Source organism: Bradyrhizobium sp. B039 (assembly GCF_038965675.1).
Lineage (GTDB): Bacteria > Pseudomonadota > Alphaproteobacteria > Rhizobiales > Xanthobacteraceae > Bradyrhizobium > Bradyrhizobium diazoefficiens.
Window position 1 is genome coordinate 7,868,274 of record NZ_CP152416.1, and the last position, 18,787, is coordinate 7,887,060.

Sequence of the window (18,787 nt, forward strand, 5' to 3'; positions counted from 1 at the left end):
CCCATCGGCCGTAGCGGGCTGCTCACGATCGTCTGAATTCAGTGCTCACGATCGCGCGAAATCGATGCTCACGATCCGTGAAATCCGCAGTCTGCAGCAGTGTTGCGATGGTCGCCCAGGTTCGTCCGCCGCCGTCGCTGCCCGCGAACAGGCTATTCTTTCTTGTAATTGTCTGCGGTCTGATGGCGCGCTCGACGATGTTGGAGTCGAGCTCGATGCGGCCGTCGAGCAGGAAGCGTTCGAAGATGGCACGGCGCGAGACAGCATAGCGGATCGCCTCGGCAGTTTGATTTGCCGGAGATCCGCCGCAAGGTCTGCTGCCAGAGATCGAAGAGATCTGCGACGACAGCCGCGGAGGCTTGCTGGCGCGCGGCAACGCGGGCGTCGGGGCTTTGACCGCGCACGGTCTTCTCGACCTGCCAGAGCTTCGCCATCCGCTCGAGCGTCGCCGTTGCCACTTCCGAGCTCCCTGCAACATGCAGCTCATAGAACTTGCGCCGGCTGTGTGACCAGCAGCCGGCCAACGTGATGCCATCATCGCCGCGATCGGATCGCGCGAGCTTGTTATAGGCGGCGTAGCCATCCACTTGGAGGATGCCGCGATAGCCATTGAGATGCCGGACGGCGCATTCGCCGGCGCGGCTAGGTGAACTCGCCTTGCTGGTCCTAGGCGCTACAGCGAAATCTGGCCATCTTAGCGCTCCTGCTGCGGCGAGGGCGGCGGCACCTCGGTCAAAGTGTCGGCGTCGCGGTCGTAAGCGCGTAGTAAACGCTGGCCTGGCCTCGCCGGCGGCGCAGCCGGCGGACGTTGTCGAAGCCCTGCCCCAAGTGGGGCGGCACTGGATCGCCGGCCGCGTGCTCTGCGCAGCGGGTTTCGAGCCACCCTTTGTTGGCATGCAGCCGGCCTTCCGCGCCGCAAATCTCGCAGGTGCAGGCGGAGCGGGCGACGGCCAGGTCAACTGCATGGCCGATCGCGGACTCGGTGGACTTCGAGGCTTCGGTGTCCCAGTCGACGAGCAGGATGCCCATCTTCTGCTTGATGCGGACGAATTCGAAGGTCTCGCCGTCGCGGAGCGCGACTTCGATCCTGCGACAGAGCCGGACCAGGATATCCTGCCACCCTCGCTCGCAGTGCGGGTAGCCGAACGAGCGACTAGGCTCCTCGGCCGTCGTGAGGAACAGACGCGGGTGCCACAGCATGAGGTCGCGGCGCCAATCCATGTCATTACTTCCCCATCTCATTACTCCCGACCTCCAGGCTGGAGGGGCGATATCGACAAGAACATCGTTCGCGCGATCGTACCGCCTGCAGGTGACCTTATGACCGACGACGCGCTGCAGAATGCAGATGTTCTCCAGCCCCGGACACCTCTCGACGGCCGTGCCCTGGGCATGAGTCTCGCAGCGGATGCCATCCCCCTCCGAGCTCGATCTCGATGGTGAGGTCCGCAGCAGGTGAGCGCGCGCGGAGAATCGCGATGCACATGGCGCAGATGGGCGCGGGCCGCGCCGATACGCCGGTGGAGGGGGCGCCGCTCGATCGAGTTCGACCCGCGTGACCTCGGGATACTCGAGCCCATCACGGAGGCGGCCGCCAGCTACTAACTCGAGCTCTCGGCTCTGGAATAACATCGGCCTGCCCGCACTTCGTGCTCCCGGTGCCGCTGTCCCGATGGTCGCACCATACTCCACGATGTAGAACACCGCAGCGGGAACGTTGGCACCGAGACATCTCACCAATTTGCTCGATCGCCTCAACGAGGAGATCAGGCGGCGAACCTATGTCGTGCGAATCCTCCCCAATGCCGAGAGCTGTTTAAGGCTGGTACGGGCGCTGACCGTCGAGCGCCATGAGGCCTGGCTCGAGGACCATCGCCATCTAAACATGGATCTGCCGAAGGAGCACAAGGAGGCGCTACGCCGGCGGCCTGACGATGCTCAGGCCCACCAAGGGGGTGCACGCCCCCCTCTCCGCCGCCGTCGCTCGCCAGGGCTACGCTTTTGCGCAAGCGAGCGACGGCGGCTCCGAGGGGATGGCTCGGCCGGATCCCATAATCGATTTTGCTGAACTTGACGCACAGAACTGCCGATCCGGGCCGTCGTCGTGGTGCGGCTGCCGCTGATCGTAAGCGAGCCGAACGCCTTTCGTCTGCGGCCTGAACGTCTTTATTGTCTCCACGGCAAGCGGCCCCGTGGGCCGCTTTTCGTTTTGTGAATGGGCGCGCAGTCTCGTCAGCTTTCAGTAAGCTAGTCCCAATAATTGGTTGTTGGGTTTAGCGGGGGTGGCACGGACATTGCTGGGGTTTCCAGAGCAGTGGGGTGGAGTGTCACCTTCCGCTAAACTCACCAGCAGTGCGGATGCGGCAGGTGCTTCAACTCAGCCCCCCTGGTCGGTCGGCACCGTGTCGCGCCCACTGCTTCTAAATCACGGGCCATTCCCGGTTCTGTAAGTTACGCTCGTTCTGCGAGCGATGACCTCCCGGTCAGCTTCTTCCGCTGCTTTGAGGCTGGCCGTGTGGGGGTTAGCGGCGCGTGGCAGGGACAGCGCTTCCCCTGTGTATGCGTGGGGGTTACTTGAGCGCCGAGTCACGTGACCGCTAACTATCGGCAGTGCGGGCGGGGCAGGGACAGCGTCCGCTCCGGCGCAACCGAACGGCGCCGAGTCTCACCCGCACTGCCTGCGATCTGAGGCTGATCCCCGAGCCCCGCGAGGCTGCAACCCCGGTTCTGGTAGTTGTGCCACGGCTTTTTGCGATGAATGTATCCCACCGTCAGCTTCTTCCGCTGTTTGAGGCTGGCGCGTGGTAGGGAGAGCGCTTTTTCTCCAAGCGGGCGCCGAGCCACGTGGCCGCTAACGTTCCCGCTGTTTAGATCGCGGCTACCACCTTGTGCGGCCTGTCGACCCGGGACCGGTATGATCCTTTAAGCCATCGATCACCTTGAGCGCCACTTCGAGTTCATCTCGAAGATGCTTCGTAATCCGCAGTCCGCTCGCAAGCTCCTCGCGGCTGATTTCCGCGCCGTGGGCGACTTTTTGTTCTAGGTCGCGTATAGCGTGGTCGATCTTGTGCAGCGAGAACGTGCCAAGCATCATTTGGCTCCGTCCACGATTAAGGGTCGGTCATCCGGCCGCGCGGGTAGGACCCACAACGTAAAAATGCGTCCACTACATGGTTGAGTAAAGCGGGTGGCGTTGGGGGAAAATCTTTTCCCATCTCGCGTCTGAGCGCCTCGAATTCGGCTAAGGTCGAAAGAGGGCACTCCGCCACCGCGTCCATTTTTGAGCAGATAACTTCAACCCGGAATCGCCGAGCGGCCAGCTGCTCTTCAGTTCGCTGTGGCCCGTAGGTGTCTTCTGCCGGGGTATGGCTTGGCCTACGGGCGTAGTCCGTGAATGCTTGGATTGCCGCCCCCACATCGGTCCTAGGCACGGCGGTTACTCCTATGAGCGGAGCCAGCTCGAACAGTTGCGGGCCGAGCGCTTCAATATGACATGCACGCGGGGCGCGGCACCCCACCGGTACTGGTAGGTGCTCTCCAGTTCTTCTCCACCATACAATGGTAGCACCTTGGGGAATTTGAACCTCTCGGGCGTAAAGGTGGCCAGCCCCTGTCTTCGAGGACGGGCTGGCTACCATCGCTTGCGACACCGTTTGGGCGACCCCGCACCCGGACTCGTCGCCCTAAGCCGGTTCCAGCATCTTGATCTCGCTGACATCAACTTCGCGTCGGCGTGCCACGCATCGGGGGCTGCCTGCAAACGAAGCTAGATGGCCGGGCCGTTGCCGACCGGCTTTCCAATCCGGGCGGCCACGTTCGGACTGACCGGCTTCTTCTCCGCGAGGATGTCGTGCAGATGCTGCCTGGAATCCCAGCGCTTCTGCAATCTCGGTCTTAGACTTCCTGATGTACTGTAGAATTTCATCAAGGACGGCGCCCGGATGAGACGGGCAGCGGTTAGGATCGCGCTTAGCCTTCTGCTCTGCCATTGATGCTCTCCAGCATGTCGGAGCCCTCATGGCTTATTCGGTATTCTGCGTTCAGTGGTACTGTTCAAAGTCAACCTTGAATGCATCGCCTCCTTCAAACTCGAATGTGATGCACCACCGGCCATTGATGTGAATCGTGTAGCGCACGGACTTTCCGGCCAGCTTGTGGAAATCGTTGCCTGTCAGCTTCAGTTCGGAACTGTTGACGGCTTCGTTGAGCGTATCGAGACGAACTCCTATAGCGCGACAATCAGGATGAGAGCGCGATGCGCTTGTGCATTCTCTTGTCGACGCAGCCGGTTCGCCGCTAGTGGCGCGGCCATACTGCCTAAGATCACAACTGATCGCCAAGCGCTGGCTACGACCAATCCTGGTAGTTGTGATAGGGGCGTTCGCCGAATATGCATCCCGGTTAGCTTCTTCCGCTGCTTGGGCTGACCATGGTGAAGTTAGCGGTGAGTGGTAGGGACAGCGCTTCCTCGGTTCACGTCAAAGCGCCGAGTCACGTGCAGCTATCTACTGTGGGTCCGAATGGGCGGTGACAATCAACACTCGAAATCTTCGGCAGATCACAGCCCTGCGGTCGCAAGCGCTTGAGGTGCTTGCAGCCAATCAGGCCCGGGCCGCCGATCAGTCTTTGAGCCCGGCAGATCGCCAAGTCGCGACGTTTGATGCCGAGGAGGCTCAGGCAGTGTTGGGCATACTCGATAGCGTGAAACTCAACCTGGGCCGAAGGAGGCAGGCAAGATCGCTGCACGCATACGCGCTCTTCTAGAGGGCGTCTCGTGGGCGCTGGCGTGTTTGGTGCCTGATCATGATTCGGTTCCCCGTCAAACCAAAACTCAGATACTACAGTGGCGTGAACCGAAAGTTGCAGCGCAAAAAAAGCGGGTTTATAACGCGGTTGCGCATCGCGCCGCCAATCACCTTAATACCCAGATCGCGAACAATGAGAGCGACACCCAGCAATATATGTTCGCTAACATCGCTTACGATATCGGCGCTTCGACGGATGACGTGCGATCTGCCCTTTCAAACGGCGGGTACAACGGCGTAACATTCATGGGCATTAGCGCAGAGGAGCGGACAGCACTGGCTCGATACAGACGAGAGGGGAGCTGAAGTGTCGCAGAAGTTTGCTAACCGGTGATTGTGATTAAATGCTTTTCAATCCGCTGGAATCGCTTCTCGCTTCTCTTCGAACATATGCCATCGCGCATAGACGCATGAACGATGGTCGCGGCTGTACGCCTGAGGTCATGGGGCGTAAAGGCTACCAGCTCATTGTCTTCCAACAAGCGCCGCACAGCCTGGCTCATACAGTGGCTCGCAAGCACCCCAACGCTTTCGAAGCGACTGGCAACGACGGGTCTGTTGCCTTGGTCCTCTCCCTTCTCTGGCTTGCCGATCTCCAAGGCCGCCTCGATCAACTTGACGGCAGTCGGGAAGAGCGGGACTGTGTGCTCCGCCTTCTTGTTCTTCGTCCGTACAGCGGGAATGATCCAGTGGGGCTTTTCCCCGTGTAGGCCGTGAAGCTCGGAACGCATCATGCTCGCGACTTCGCCCCGGCGCTGGGCTGTCAGCAATACGGACTTTCAGCGCCAAGCGCGTTCCATCCGTGATGCCCGCTTCCTCATCGTTGAGGATCGCAAAGAAGGCTTCAGTTCGTCGAGTGTTAGAACGCGGTCCTTCTCGACTTCCTTGCCACCAACTTTCTTCATGCCGTGCAGGAAATTCTCAGTCAAATCTCGCGGTCGTTCGCATACCCCGCAAATGGTGCGGATATCCGCTTAAGCAATCCCGATGAGCAAGTGCTACCAAATGAGATAGGTTCGACATGTTGCCGGTTGTGGTACTTTCCGAAGCTCTTGGTCGGATCTAGACCACGCAGCGAGCTGCGATCCTGTTTAGACGGAGAGACGTTGAATGACCGCGAGAGGTCCCGAATACGAGAAACGCGAACGGAAGACCCATCCAGAGCCCGAACGGGCCGCCCAGGCTTCAGCCTCTGAAGCGGGAGGCACCACGCACGATGTTGGAGAATCAGCGAGGGCTGCATCAAGCCATTCATTTGCGTCTCCGGAATGGAAAAAATCCCTCGAAGAGACAACAGACCTGTTCGCTGCGGCGTTGAAGGACGGGTCAAAGCTGGCTGCTTCCTCTCTGCACGCTCAGGTCAATCTTCTGAAGAATCTTGCCAATTCCAAAACTCCCTCGGACGTGATGAAGTGCCATCTGGATTTCGCGGAGCAGTTCTGGTCGAAATCGTTCAGCAAAGGCTGAGAGATAAGATCATTTAGAGCGGGCCGTCATCTGCGGCTAGCTGAGCAATTCGCCAAGCGTGAAATAGGGTCGATGGCGCTCTATTACCTCCGAGGTGAACGCACCTTTGGCAAGCCTGACAATCACCCCAGTCCAGCTTCGCTACTTGCTCGACTACCCATGCGAATGCTCCTCCTCGTGAGGCTCAGTGATTCTGAGATGGAGATGGTCGAGCTCGTGATTGCGTAGTTTTCGAGCCTCAATCGCGCACAGCGTGTTGGAGAACGGGTGCGCGTCCGAAGGGAGACGATCGATTAAAAGGCCCGCTTGCCTGCTGTTCAATACGCCAGCGAAATTTCTGTGTGCTTAGCAGGTCGGATGAATGCCGCCATCGCGTACAGGCCGGGCGTGCAAGAGAATGCGCTGGGCCGTGATGGGCAGCACGTTGTCGGGGCAATTTGGCGGCGCGAGCGTGAGCCTGCAGTCCGAAGTTCGGCGGGACCAACTGGGACGGACAGTGCCCCCGTCGGCCATCAGTTTTCAGACCAAAGCGAACACCTTGACCCTGTAGCCCGCCACGAAGCGCCTGCAGAATCTCCGATTCTCGATTCGGCACGACCCTTGCTCGGTCCTGGGCAGCATCACCGAGTCTCCAGATGCGGTAATGTTAGGGGCGGGCTCGTCGCTTCTAGCGCCTGGTCCGCCCCGCCGGTTTGCTGTGAGGCGAGGTGAGTCAGGATGTTCAAGTGGTGGCGCTCATCTTCGCTCGCGCTCGTCGCCGCCGAGTTAGGAACGGAAAGTGCACCCGCAGCTCCGGAGTAGTAGGCGGCGATATCGAGCCGCAAGACCGTGGAACAAACATGCGCACCGGAACAGTAGTGTCGTACAGCGTTGAAAAGGGCTGGGGGTTCATTCGGCCTGACTATGGCGACGGCAAGGATTTGTTCGTGCACATATCGGACCTTCGCGGCTGCGCAGGGGCTGATCTGGTGTCCGGCACGCGCGTGACTTTCGGTATTCGTTTCAATAAACAGCGCTCGAAGTACAGAGCCGTCGAAGTCAGGCTGCGCGCTCCGGGGCACGGCGACCAGTGAATCCGATTGATGGCGACCACCATTTCCGATCGATGACGACCACCTGTTCCGGTCGATGGCGACCAGGGCAACAGGGCTGTGGACGGGCGTGATGAACGCCGTCCCAGTCGTGCAACATCCCGGATCGCCCCTAGGCTAGTCGATTCTGCTATACGAGGCTGATGGCAGCATCAGCTAAGTTCACCAAAACCGCACGACAGCTACGAGCGACCCGGATTGGGAACTTGTCGGATTCCGTCCCCGCAGAACCTAGGCCACCAAACCCGCGCCGAATGGCTCGAGGCCGAGACCTCAATGCTTTGATACTAACTTCTCCAGCCTCATTCCACCGTGACCGATTTTGCAAGATTACGCGGCTGATCCACGTCCGCCCCCCTTGCGACCGCGGTATGGTAAGCCAAGAGCTGGACCGGAATGGCATAGACCAGCGGCGTAAAGCTTGCGACCATTGCCGGCAGCACGATGGTCAGGAGCGTGTCTACCATCGCTTCAGACGCACCCTTCGCATCGGTGATCAGGATGATCTTGCCGCCCCGAGCGGCCACCTCTTGCATGTTAGAGACGGTCTTCTCGAAGACCTCGTCGTAAGGCGCGATCACCACCACAGGCACAGCCTCATCGATCAGTGCGATCGGGCCGTGCTTGAGCTCGCCGGCGGCGTAGCCCTCTGAGTGGATATAGGAAATTTCCTTCAACTTGAGCGCGCCCTCCAAGGCCAAGGGGGCCGATGTGCCACGACCGAGATAGAGTACTGTCCTCGCGCCGGCGATATAACGCGCGAGCTTCTCAATCTGGGGCTCGACCAACAGGGCCGCAGCAATCAATCGCGGCACCTCAATGAGCTCGCGCACGAGCTGCGATTCATCGATTTCAGACAGCTTACCCCGCTCCTTAGCTGCTCTGACGGCAAGCACCCCCAATACCATCAGCTGGCAGATAAATGCCTTGGTGGAAGCGACGCCGATTTCTGGCCCTGCCAGGGTAGGCAAAACGGATTCGCTCTCGCGCGCAATCGTCGACGTCGGTACATTAACCACAGATATCGTATGCAAGCCCTTGCCCTTGGCGTATCGCAAGGCAGCTAATGTGTCAGCGGTTTCGCCCGATTGCGAGATGACTATTGCGAGATCGCCTCGGCGCAAAGGCGCCTCCCTGTAGCGGAATTCAGAGGCTACATCGACGTCGCAAGGCAAACGCGCGAGCCTCTCGAACCAGTATTTGGCGATGTGCCCAGCGTAGCTAGCCGTGCCGCACGCAGTAATTGAAATGCGCTGAATGCAATTAAAGTCGAAGGGCAACGCGAGCGGCAGGGCGACGCGTTTGGCCGCAACATCGAGATAATGCGCCAATGTCTTGCCGGCCACTGTCGGCTGCTCGTGAATTTCTTTGGCCATGAAGTGGCGGTAATTCGCTTTGTCCACAAGGAGCGCTGATACGCCAGATTTTGATGTTTCCCGCTGGACGATAGAGCCGTCTGCACCATAAATCACGCACGTTGCGCGCGTAAGCACGGCCCAGTCGCCGTCTTCAAGGTAGGTGACGGTGTCGGTCAAAGGTGCGAGCGCAATTGCGTCCGAGCCTAGATACACTTCGCCGCGACCATGTCCGATCGCGAGCGGCGAGCCCTTGCAAGCACCGATCAAAAGATCGTCGTTCGCTTTGAAAAGGAATGCCAACGCGAAGGCACCACGCAGTCGCGGCAGTGACGCCTGTACCGCATCCTGCGGCGAGTAGCCATTCTTGAGATAGGAATCGACGAGATGCGCCACTACCTCGGTGTCCGTCTCCGAGTTAAAGCCGGCTCCATTCCGCTCCAACTCGGCTCGCAGCTCGCGGAAATTCTCAATGATCCCGTTATGAACGACCGCGACATTCTCCGTCGCATGCGGATGAGCATTGCTTTCGGTCGGCTTTCCATGAGTCGCCCAGCGGGTGTGACCGATGCCAGCATGCCCCGACGGCGGACAATAGCGCAGCTGCTCCTCAAGGTTCCTCAGCTTACCTTCGGCGCGGCGGCGCTCGATCCGGACTCCTTCGAGAGTTGCGAGGCCCGCGGAATCGTAGCCACGATATTCCAATCGCCTGAGCGACGCGACCAACTTATCAACGACCGGACCACGGCCCAAAATGCCAACAATTCCACACATATCAATCCATGCAGCCCAGCTTCAAGAAGTCTGACGTTCCTCCAACAGGAGCACCGTCGCAAACTTCGTTTGCCCAAAGGTAACAGGTTTAGGTTCGGGATTTTCAGCGGGCGCCTTTATCACCGCCGCATTCTCTGGCCTCATTTAGATCTCCCGGCCATCATCGCTTCGCCCAGCTAGATTCCGCTTTTGGCTGGCCGATCGAAGAAACACTGCGATGCCATCGCCATTGGCGTGACTGCCTGAAGCAGAATCAGATGCGCTAGTGCGCCTGCACGGCGCATCCAAGTCCGCCCAAACAGGCTCGCTCGACGGCCTCACTAACTGTCGCCGGCGCAACAAGCCGCTGCCAAGATGTATCAAATAGTCTCGCTCCATAGATTGAGGGCATTCGAACAGAACGGAAAGCCAATTATCCTACGGTGAAGCAGGTTATCTTGCTTGGCTCACTCTCACCGAGGAGCCATTTCAGGACGCAGTTTGTGTTCTCAGAAGAAGCGAGAAGCGATGCCAGCTTGCCGGGCACGGTCAATATGGCAACAACTGAGTCCTCGCGTCTCACTAATCATTCTCCCGGGCGAGTGACGCTTCGTCTGGGCTTCGCTCCATTTCAGACAGAAAGATGAGATCTGCCCACGTTCCGCATAGTCCCTGCTCATCTCTTTGCGCAGCTGCTCCCGACTTGCTGGAAACACACTTGCGATGAGGGTTTAAGAGACTTTTCATGATTGGACAGAGGCAACTTATGCCCGGTCAAGTTAGAGGACTGGCATCAAAGCTCCATTGTACGAACGTAAGATTTCGATATCGAAACGTTACAAAGTCTATACCAACGTTTGCCTTTCTTTCTCATTCTGTTTTGCATCAGGCCGTCCATTGCCTACCCGCAATTAGCAAAGCGGCGCTGATTATGAGCCGCGAAGGCTACGTCTTCTAGTCGGAAGTCTCACCACGTCACTCTTCCGCGCCATGAGGGACCAAACGGAAAACATACCTGCGCGCGTGGAAAGATAAGGACCCCAGAAATATCGCGAGGAGGCAAAGCGCCCCCGAGCGCGTCTAACAGGGCCTACCATCCATCCCGCCTGCTTGGGATCGTCGCCGTTGCGAGGGTTCGCTCGACTTTCATCTTTGAAGCTCATGCGCCGGCATCATTCAGTCCACCTAAATCAATGTATATGGTGTGTTTTCCTGAGTCCGGTGTATGACTTGGCTTGCCGAGCGTATCCTTTAATTGCGATGGAGCGCGCATCCGCATATCGATCTTTTCGAGAAGCGGCTTCGCAATGATTTCTCAGAGTGCAGCTCTTTCCGGTGCAACTAAGGAAGACCATGACGGTTCGCAACTCAAAGGGGCGTGTCGCTCTCATCACCGGCGTGACCGGTCAGGACGGCGCCTATCTCGCCGAATATTTGCTGTCGCTCGGCTATGTCGTGCACGGCATCAAGCGGCGCTCGTCCTCGTTCAACACCGCGCGCGTCGATCACCTCTATCAGGACCCGCATGTCGGCAACGTTCCGTTCCTGATGCACTATGGCGACATGACGGATTCGACCAATCTGATCCGCCTGGTGCAGCAGATCCGGCCGACCGAGATCTACAATCTCGCAGCTCAAAGCCACGTCGCCGTCAGCTTCGAGAGCCCGGAATACACCGCCAATGCCGACGCCATCGGCGTGCTGCGCCTGTTGGAAGCGATCCGCATCCTCGGCATGGAGAAGGAGACGCGGTTCTACCAGGCCTCGACCTCCGAGCTCTACGGCCTGGTGCAGCAGATCCCGCAGAAGGAGACGACGCCGTTCTATCCGCGCTCGCCCTACGGCGTTGCCAAGCTCTACGGCTACTGGATCACGGTGAACTACCGCGAAGCCTACGGCATGTTCGCGTCGAACGGCATCCTGTTCAACCATGAGAGCCCGATCCGCGGCGAGACCTTCGTGACCCGCAAGATCACCCGCGGCGTCGCGCGTATCGAGGTCGGGCTGGAACAGACGCTCTATCTCGGCAATCTCGAAGCCAAGCGCGACTGGGGCCATGCCAGGGACTATGTCGAGGGCATGCACAAGATCCTGCAGGCCGACAAACCCGACGACTTCGTGCTCGCCACCGGCGAGATGCGCTCGGTGCGCGAGATGGTCGAGCTGTCCTTTGCCCATGTCGGCCGTCGCATCGCCTGGCGCGGCAAGGGCGTCGAGGAGACCGGCGTCGACGAGACGAGCGGCAAGATTGTGGTGAAGATCGATCCGACCTATTTCCGTCCGACCGAGGTCGATCTTCTCGTCGGCGACGCCAGCAAGGCGCGCGAGGTGCTCGGCTGGACGCCGAAGCGCAGCTTTGCCCAGCTCGTCGAGGAGATGATGACGAGCGATCTGGCGGAGACAAAACGGGATGCGGCCAGTGGCAAACGCACCGTTTGAGCTGAGGGGCAAGAGCGTCTACGTCGCCGGCCATCGCGGCATGGTCGGAGCCGCGCTGGTGCGCCGGCTGGCACGGGAGGAGGTGCGGCTCGTCACGGTCGACCGGCGCGAGGTCGATCTCTGCAACCAGGCCGCCGTGTTCGACTGGTTCGCCAGGACGCGGCCGCAAGTGATCTTCCTCGCCGCGGCCAAGGTCGGCGGCATCGTCGCCAACAACACGCTGCGCGCCGAGTTCATCTACGACAACATCGCGATTGCGGCGAACGTGATCCAGGCCGCGCATCAGAACGGCGCCGAGAAGCTAATGTTTCTGGGCTCGTCCTGCATCTATCCGAAGCTGGCGCCGCAGCCGCTGCGCGAGGATTCCGTGCTCACCGGTCCGCTGGAGCCGACCAACGAGCCCTATGCGATCGCCAAGATCGCCGGCATCAAGATGGCGGAGGCCTATCGCAGCCAGTATGGCAGCGACTTCATCAGCGTGATGCCGACCAATCTGTACGGCCCCGGCGACAATTATCACCCCGAGCTGAGCCACGTCGTCGCCGCGCTGATCCGCCGCTTCCACGAGGCGAAGGTTTCGGGAGCGAAGCGCGTCATCGTGTGGGGCACCGGCACGCCCCGGCGCGAGTTCCTCTATGTCGACGACATGGCGGATGCCTGCGTGCACCTGATGAAGACCTATTCGTCGCCGGAACCGGTCAATATCGGCACCGGCGAGGACATCACCATCGCCGATTTAGCACTGATGGTCGCGGCCGCCGTCGGCTTTCGCGGTGAAATCAGCTTGGATACGTCGCGCCCGGACGGAACGCCGCGCAAGCTGCTGGATGTTAGTCGGCTGTCCAGACTCGGCTGGCGAGCCACCACCTCGCTCACGGAAGGCATTCAGCTGGCATACCGGGTGTTTTGCGCTGAGAGAGACGGACGGCTCCAGAGTGATCTGCTCGTTCTCGACAAGGCAGCCTGCATCACCGGCTAGATCATATCGAGCAATGTTCCGAAGGGGCTGAGCCTTGCGATGATCTGTCAGCCCTCCTTTTTGATCAAGAGAGCACCGATTCTCCTTTGGTCGAGCTTGGGCGTCAGGTCTCCGTGAATACCCGGCGCCGCTTAAACCTGGGGCGGCAGCAGCGGATCTCCGACTGTTAACCGCCGAAAAGATGCGCCCAGTTTGGCACCAAGCACGCGAAGTTCTCGATGTGTAAAGAACCGTGAAGTGGTCCTAAGCTCCTTCGCGCGTCACACTAGCAAACCTAGATGATTTGATGGTCATGCTTTGTTACCTCGGCATCAGCAGCGCTGGTGAAGTCGCGCTCGGCGAGGTTCGCGCGGACGACACCCCCATTACCACGGTGATCGGACGCGATCGCGACATAGACCGCCGGGAGCACGAATAGCGTGATCAGCGTGCCCGCAGACATGCCAGCGGCGAGAACGAGTCCGATCGAGAACCGGCTCGCGGCGCCAGCTCCGGTTGCCGTCAACAAGGGTATGAAGCCCGTGACCATTGCCGCCGTGGTCATCAAGATTGGGCGCAGTCGGACACGCGCCGCCATCTCTATAGCCGAGCGACGGTCAAATCTCTCCTTGAACTGCAGCTCATTGGCGAACTCAACCATTAGGATGCCGTGCTTTGAAATCAACCCGACCAGTGTCAACAGTCCAACCTGGGTGTAGATGTTCATGGTCGCCCAGCCGAGGAACGGCGGAATCAAGGCGCCGACCATTGCCATCGGCACGCTGATCATGATGATGAGCGGATCGCGCAGACTTTCGAACTGCGCCGAAAGCACTAAGAATATGATGATGAGGGCAAATGCGAAGGTAATCGCCAATTGATTACCCTCGTGCACGTACTGGCGGGCGTCGGCCAGGAAGTCGTAACTGAAGCCCGGGGGCAGTTTCTTCGCCTCGGCTTCTAGGAAATCCACGGCCTGTTCGATCGTGACGCCGGGCATCGGCACGGCCTGAAAGGTCGCGCAGTTGAGCTGGTTGTAGTGGGTGAGCGCATTCGGATCGGTCGCAGTCTCGGTGGAGACTACGGTAGACAGCGGAAGCATCGATCCCGTCGCAGTCTTCACATAATAGCTTCCGATTGATTGCGGCACTAGCCGTTCCTCTCGCGGCACCTGCGGGATCACCTCGTAGGAGCGGCCCTGCAGATTGAAGCGGTTGACGTAATTTCCCCCAAGTAAGGTGGCGAGCGCGTTACCGACGATCTGCATGGTGATGCCAAGCTCGTTAGCCTTCGATCGATCAACCTTGATTCGTACCACCGGCTGGTTGAACTCGAGGTCGGAGTCGCTCACCATGAAGAGGCCGCTCTTCTGCGCGGCATCCTTCAACTTTGACATCTGCTCGTGGATGGATTGAAAGCCAAGAGTCGAATTGATCACCATCTGGACTGGTAGGCCACCAGAACCGCCCGGCAGCGGAGGCAAGCTAAAGGCAAACGCGTTGATGCCTTCGATTTTGGATAGCTCGGCCTGAACAAGCGACTTTAGTACAATCGATGATCGCTTGCGTTCGTCCCAAGGCTTGAGCAACATGCCGGCCATGCCACTCTGCTGGCCGCCAATGCCATTGAACACGAAGCTCAAGTCAGTCTCTGGAACTTTTTTCAACGCGCTTTCAAGCTTGGTGCCATAATAGTCGAGGTAGTCGATATTGGCGTATTTCGGCGCCTTAGTTAGCGCGAATATGATACCTTGATCCTCCTCCGGCGCTAGTTCCTTGGAAATATGCATATAGAGAAAGCCGACAAGTCCCAACATGGTCAGCGCAAATAGGCCGGTAATTGGGCGATAGTCGAGCGAACGGTCGAGCTTGCGGCCGTACCATCGTGTTACGGCACTGAACCCGCGGTTCACAAGCCTTGCAAATCGTCCCCCCTTGGCGCGCCTCAGGAAGAGAGAGCACATCATGGGCGACAGCGTCAAAGCGACCACACCGGACACGATCACCGCTCCTGCCAGCGTGAACGCGAATTCGCGGAACAGGCCACCGGTGAGGCCGCCAAGGAATCCGATCGGGGCATATACCGCAGCCAAGGTAATCGTCATGGAGATAACCGGACCGACGATCTCGCGCGCGCCCCTTGTAGCAGCCTGTAGCGGAGCCGCTCCTTCTTCTAAATGGCGATGAATATTCTCCACCACCACGATTGCGTCGTCGACCACGAGGCCGATCGCGAGAACCATCGCAAGGAGCGTCAGGAGGTTGAATGAGAACCCCAGCGCCAGCATCATGCTGCAGACACCAACGAGAGACAACGGAATAGTAACCACAGGAATGATGACGGACCGCAGCGAGGCCAGGAAAAGAAAGATCACGACGACCACAACCACGACGGCCTCAATGAGCGTCTTCTTCACTTCGTCGATCGATGATTGAATAAACTTGGATGAGTCGTAGGCCACTTTCATCTTCAGCGGCGGCGGCAGGTTACGCTCCATTTCAGGAAACAGCGCCCGAACGCCTCGCACTATGTTTAGCGGATTGCCTTCCGGGCTCGCTTGCACGCCGACAAAGACCGCGTGGTCGCCGTTCATCGTGACGGTAGTGTCCGTCATCTGCGCGGCAAGTTCGACTACCGCAATGTCTTCCATGCGCACAAAGCCACCGTCATTCGCCTTGACAATCATACGCTTGAAATCGTCAACACTCCGCAAATCCGTATTTGCTGTGACATCGGAGATAGTGAAATAGCCCTTGGTCTGGCCTGCCGCAGCCTGGAAGTTGTTAGCTGCGATTGCAGCCGAAACTTCAGCCGGCGATATGCCATGCCCAGCCATTTTCGCAGGGTCTAGCCATAGCCGCATCGCAAAACTCTGGCCGCCTAGGATGTCAGCCGCTGAAACGCCGTCGACGGTTGAGATAACCGGTTGCACGACGCGCGCGAGGTAGTCGGTGATCGCACTGGCCGCTAGCTCATCGCTGGAGAAAGCGATATACATGACAGCATTCGTCTGACCGCTCGACTTCGTGACGACTGGATCGTTTGATTCCTTCGGGATCAGGTATTTGACTGAGTTGACCTTGGAGAGCACCTCCGTGAGCGCTTCGTTTGGATTGAAGTTCAGCTTGATGTAAACTAGAATAGTCGAGACACCAAGCATAGACGAGGAACTGATGTAGTCGACGCCTTCGGCGGACGCGACTGCTTGCTCCAGGGGAGTGGTGATGAACCCCTGGATCATGTCGGCCGAGGCGCCAGGATAGGCAGTCGTGATATTGATGACCGTATTGGTTAGCTTCGGATATTGCCGGATCGGCAGTAGGACCGCGGCGCGCAAGCCGATCAGCAAGATCAGGAAACTCACGACGATTGACAATACCGGACGTTTGATGAAAAGCGCGGTAAATGTCATGTCAACTCGTATTCGGGATTGGGATGTAAATCTGCCACCAACTTTAAGGCAATGGTCAGCAATGCGGCGACTGTGCTAGAGCCCCCGCTGTAGAGCTCGTGCCCTTTTTGCGTTTATCGGCGAAAGGCCCGACAAGAATAGTTGATTAGAACGCAACGACTTCTAGCCGGGCATTAGTTCAGGCTTCGCACTTCGACATCGGAATTACAAACGACCTGACCGGTACTCAACTCTACAAAGGTAAGTGAGTGATATAGCATCGGCTGCAAAGCACTATACCAAGGTTTATCGAGTTCGCCGCTGATCACCGTCGCAAGACTTGCGGAGTTGCTAAACACAAATTTTTAGCCCCGCATATTCAGTGCGCGCCCGCTATCGCTTCGCTAACTCGCCGAACAAAGCCGTCTCGGGGCTTGCCCTCTGCTGCCAGTTCGATATGCCTCTCGGAACAGTGCTTTGAGCGTTTCTGTCAGCTCAATAAGCTGCGCTCTGGCTTGTCCACGCCTTGCGCTACCGAGTTGGCAACGCCAATACCACTTTGTCGATCCGACGCGTTGAGCCAACGTAGGCGGCCGTACATAGCGCCGCGGGGAGTCGCAGTGGACTATCGGCGGTTTTGGGCGTGTCACCGTCGATAAGTCAAGATACTGCAATGTGTCAACCGCCTCCAAATGCCTTGGCAGCCGCAATCAGCTTTTGTACGTTGCACTCTCCAGACCGAAAATCATCGAGCGCCGCGGGCAGCCCCTGGTTGATTGCAAGGGCCTGCTGCGCGCTTCCTAGCTGAGATAGCGATTGCGACTACTCATGGCGGGCCCATCCTTTTCACGAACCGTCGGTACGGTGACGATCTCGATCGGGACATTGAGATCAACCACCATGCGACGCACGACTACGCATTGCTGAACATCCTTCTGGCCAAAAAAGCGACGTGGGGCTGCACCATGTTGAACAACTTGCAGACGACAGTCGCCACACCGCGAAAATGTCCGGGCCTGAAAGCGCCGCATAGAGGTTTCGCGAGGTCGCCAGGTCCAACAAAGGTTTCGAAATTGCTCGGATAGACTTCCTGTGCATCGGGCGCGAAGAGGATCGCAACACCAGATCCCGGCACAGTTCTTCATCGCGCAAGAAGTCGCGCAGATAGGTGCTGAGATCTTCATTTGCTCCGAACTGAGTGGGGTTAACGAAGATGCTGACGACGGTCACATCGCATTTTGCTTGGCTCGCTGCGATCAGCGCCAGGTGGCCATCGTGGAGATAGCCCACCGTCGGCACAATCCGGCCCTTTGATTGGCACTGCGGGATTTTGCGAGAGTGCGGCGAAGTTCAGCGACGCTCGTGATAATTTGAGGTGGATGGCGCCCAGTTGGCAATTGCCTCCCCAACGCCTTCGGGAAGCCGATAGGACTCTTGCGGGCCGGGGAACGCGCCACGGCGGACATCCGCTGCCCCGCGCGAAAGCGCATCATGGAACTGCTGAAAGCCTTCCGTATAGGCGGGAACGAATTTGGGGCGATGACCTTCGGTTTGGCCCAGCACGTCATGAAACAGAGCACCTGCTCTGAACAGTCTGGGCCCGAGCCGATTCCGATCGTCGGTATTGTCAAGGAATCGCTTACTCGAGCAGTAAGCTCAGCCGGAGTGCCCTCCAATACCAAAGCGAAACAGCTGGCCTCCTGCAGACGATGAGCATCATCGAGCAAACGCAGCGCTTCATCCACTTTGCGGCCCTGCACTTTGAAGCCGCCCATGACATTAACGCTCTGCGGAACAAGACCGAGATGACCCATCACGGGAATCTCGCAATCGACAATGGCACGCACCATCTCGATTCTTTTGCCACCGCCCTCGAGTCTCGCCGCAGCTGCTCCTCGCTGCAGAAATCCGCCAGCATTTCGTATGGTCTCCTCAACGCTGACGTGGAAGCTAAGAAAGGACATATCGGCGACGAGCAAGGCACGCGGTTTGCTGCGTACGGCGGCTTCGAGGTGATGGTTCATCATCGCAACACTTACTGGAGGCGTGTTTTCGAATCCAAGGCAGACGTTACCCCCGCTGTCACCGACGAGACTGATATCGATGGAAGGATCCGGGATAGGCGCCGCAACCGCGTCGTAGGCAGTCGTCATGACTAGACGCCGGCCGTCCTGCTTCCACCGCTGCAGGAGGGGAATTGTGATGCGGTCGACCGGTTGCTCCGAAACGCGACTCATTTGAACTCAGTTCGATTTTTAGCTGCGAACTGACAAAGCTTTGAACTTCAACCAACTCGCCGCCTATTGCAAAGTTATAGCGATCCCCAGCGCTCGAGTTGATCGAGTATCCCACGCGATCAGCAGTCTGGTTGCTACAATTCTTCAGCGTCAATCCGCTCTTCGTCGCTGTCCAAGAAGGACAAAGGGCAAAAAGTGAGTTGCGTATGGGCTTGGTGGATCCGCGCACCAGCGCCGTTGAGAACACACCATCGCGAGGCACGTGCGCGAGAATGACATAGGTCGAAGTCG

General features: G+C 58.6%; 11 protein-coding genes and 5 pseudogenes. 6 read left to right on the plus strand and 10 right to left on the minus strand.

The window, feature by feature from the left end:
• Positions 1-22: 22 nt before the first annotated feature.
• Positions 23-644: pseudogene (locus tag AAFG50_RS37185) on the minus strand (IS66 family transposase); the annotation flags it as partial.
• Between the two features lie 88 nt (positions 645-732).
• Entirely contained in the window at positions 733-1,221 is a 489-nt protein-coding gene (locus AAFG50_RS37190) for a hypothetical protein (RefSeq protein WP_026312792.1), read from the minus strand.
• A gap of 508 nt (positions 1,222-1,729) precedes the next feature.
• On the opposite strand from AAFG50_RS37190, the pseudogene AAFG50_RS37195 reads away from it, so the two are divergent.
• Positions 1,730-1,924, plus strand: a pseudogene (locus AAFG50_RS37195) (transposase); the annotation flags it as partial.
• Between the two features lie 954 nt (positions 1,925-2,878).
• On the opposite strand, the gene AAFG50_RS37200 reads toward AAFG50_RS37195, so the two are convergent.
• The 3 genes and pseudogenes from AAFG50_RS37200 to AAFG50_RS37210 form a co-directional block, all read right to left on the minus strand.
• Entirely contained in the window at positions 2,879-3,094 is a 216-nt protein-coding gene (locus AAFG50_RS37200) for a hypothetical protein (RefSeq protein WP_018647863.1), read from the minus strand.
• Between the two features lie 589 nt (positions 3,095-3,683).
• Positions 3,684-3,989, minus strand: a pseudogene (locus tag AAFG50_RS37205) (HigA family addiction module antitoxin).
• 51 nt (positions 3,990-4,040) lie between these two features.
• On the minus strand, positions 4,041-4,340 hold the full coding sequence (locus AAFG50_RS37210) for a type II toxin-antitoxin system RelE/ParE family toxin (protein WP_231166595.1): 300 nt from the start codon (positions 4,338-4,340) through the stop codon (positions 4,041-4,043).
• A gap of 453 nt (positions 4,341-4,793) precedes the next feature.
• Here AAFG50_RS37210 and AAFG50_RS37215 point away from each other — a divergent pair, with 453 nt between their 5' ends.
• Complete coding sequence (locus tag AAFG50_RS37215; protein ID WP_011084451.1) at positions 4,794-5,111, plus strand: hypothetical protein; 318 nt, start codon at positions 4,794-4,796, stop codon at positions 5,109-5,111.
• A 17-nt stretch (positions 5,112-5,128) separates the two neighbouring features.
• Here the strand turns inward: AAFG50_RS37215 and AAFG50_RS37220 are convergent, their stop codons facing one another.
• The gene (locus AAFG50_RS37220; protein WP_011084450.1) at positions 5,129-5,539 is read right to left on the minus strand and encodes a tyrosine-type recombinase/integrase; all 411 of its coding nucleotides are present in this window, start codon (positions 5,537-5,539) and stop codon (positions 5,129-5,131) included.
• Between the two features lie 376 nt (positions 5,540-5,915).
• On the opposite strand from AAFG50_RS37220, the gene AAFG50_RS37225 reads away from it, so the two are divergent.
• The gene (locus tag AAFG50_RS37225) at positions 5,916-6,272 is read left to right on the plus strand and encodes a hypothetical protein (protein WP_014498051.1); all 357 of its coding nucleotides are present in this window, start codon (positions 5,916-5,918) and stop codon (positions 6,270-6,272) included.
• A gap of 839 nt (positions 6,273-7,111) precedes the next feature.
• Positions 7,112-7,345 carry a cold shock domain-containing protein gene (locus tag AAFG50_RS37230; RefSeq protein ID WP_018647867.1) on the plus strand — a complete coding sequence of 78 codons (234 nt, stop codon included), beginning with the start codon at positions 7,112-7,114 and terminating at the stop codon, positions 7,343-7,345.
• A gap of 320 nt (positions 7,346-7,665) precedes the next feature.
• Here AAFG50_RS37230 and glmS read toward each other — a convergent pair whose 3' ends face one another.
• The gene (gene glmS, locus AAFG50_RS37235; protein ID WP_011084447.1) at positions 7,666-9,492 is read right to left on the minus strand and encodes a glutamine--fructose-6-phosphate transaminase (isomerizing); all 1,827 of its coding nucleotides are present in this window, start codon (positions 9,490-9,492) and stop codon (positions 7,666-7,668) included.
• A 1,332-nt stretch (positions 9,493-10,824) separates the two neighbouring features.
• On the opposite strand from glmS, the gene gmd reads away from it, so the two are divergent.
• Both gmd and AAFG50_RS37245 read left to right on the plus strand, forming a co-directional pair.
• On the plus strand, positions 10,825-11,910 hold the full coding sequence (gmd, locus tag AAFG50_RS37240) for a GDP-mannose 4,6-dehydratase (RefSeq protein ID WP_342714088.1): 1,086 nt from the start codon (positions 10,825-10,827) through the stop codon (positions 11,908-11,910).
• Positions 11,882-12,889, plus strand: coding sequence for a GDP-L-fucose synthase (locus AAFG50_RS37245; RefSeq protein WP_011084445.1), 1,008 nt, complete (start codon positions 11,882-11,884; stop codon positions 12,887-12,889). Before gmd ends, AAFG50_RS37245 begins: the two co-directional genes overlap by 29 nt.
• 274 nt (positions 12,890-13,163) lie before the next feature.
• Here the strand turns inward: AAFG50_RS37245 and AAFG50_RS37250 are convergent, their stop codons facing one another.
• The 3 genes and pseudogenes from AAFG50_RS37250 to panB all read right to left on the minus strand — a co-directional run bounded on the left by AAFG50_RS37250 (position 13,164) and on the right by panB (position 18,496).
• Positions 13,164-16,280 carry an efflux RND transporter permease subunit gene (locus AAFG50_RS37250; RefSeq protein WP_011084444.1) on the minus strand — a complete coding sequence of 1,039 codons (3,117 nt, stop codon included), beginning with the start codon at positions 16,278-16,280 and terminating at the stop codon, positions 13,164-13,166.
• A gap of 510 nt (positions 16,281-16,790) precedes the next feature.
• Positions 16,791-17,656 (minus strand): annotated as a pseudogene (panC, locus tag AAFG50_RS37255) (pantoate--beta-alanine ligase).
• Positions 17,610-18,496: pseudogene (gene panB, locus AAFG50_RS37260) on the minus strand (3-methyl-2-oxobutanoate hydroxymethyltransferase). The pseudogenes panC and panB overlap by 47 nt, the downstream one beginning before the upstream one ends.
• Between the last annotated feature and the right edge of the window lie 291 nt (positions 18,497-18,787).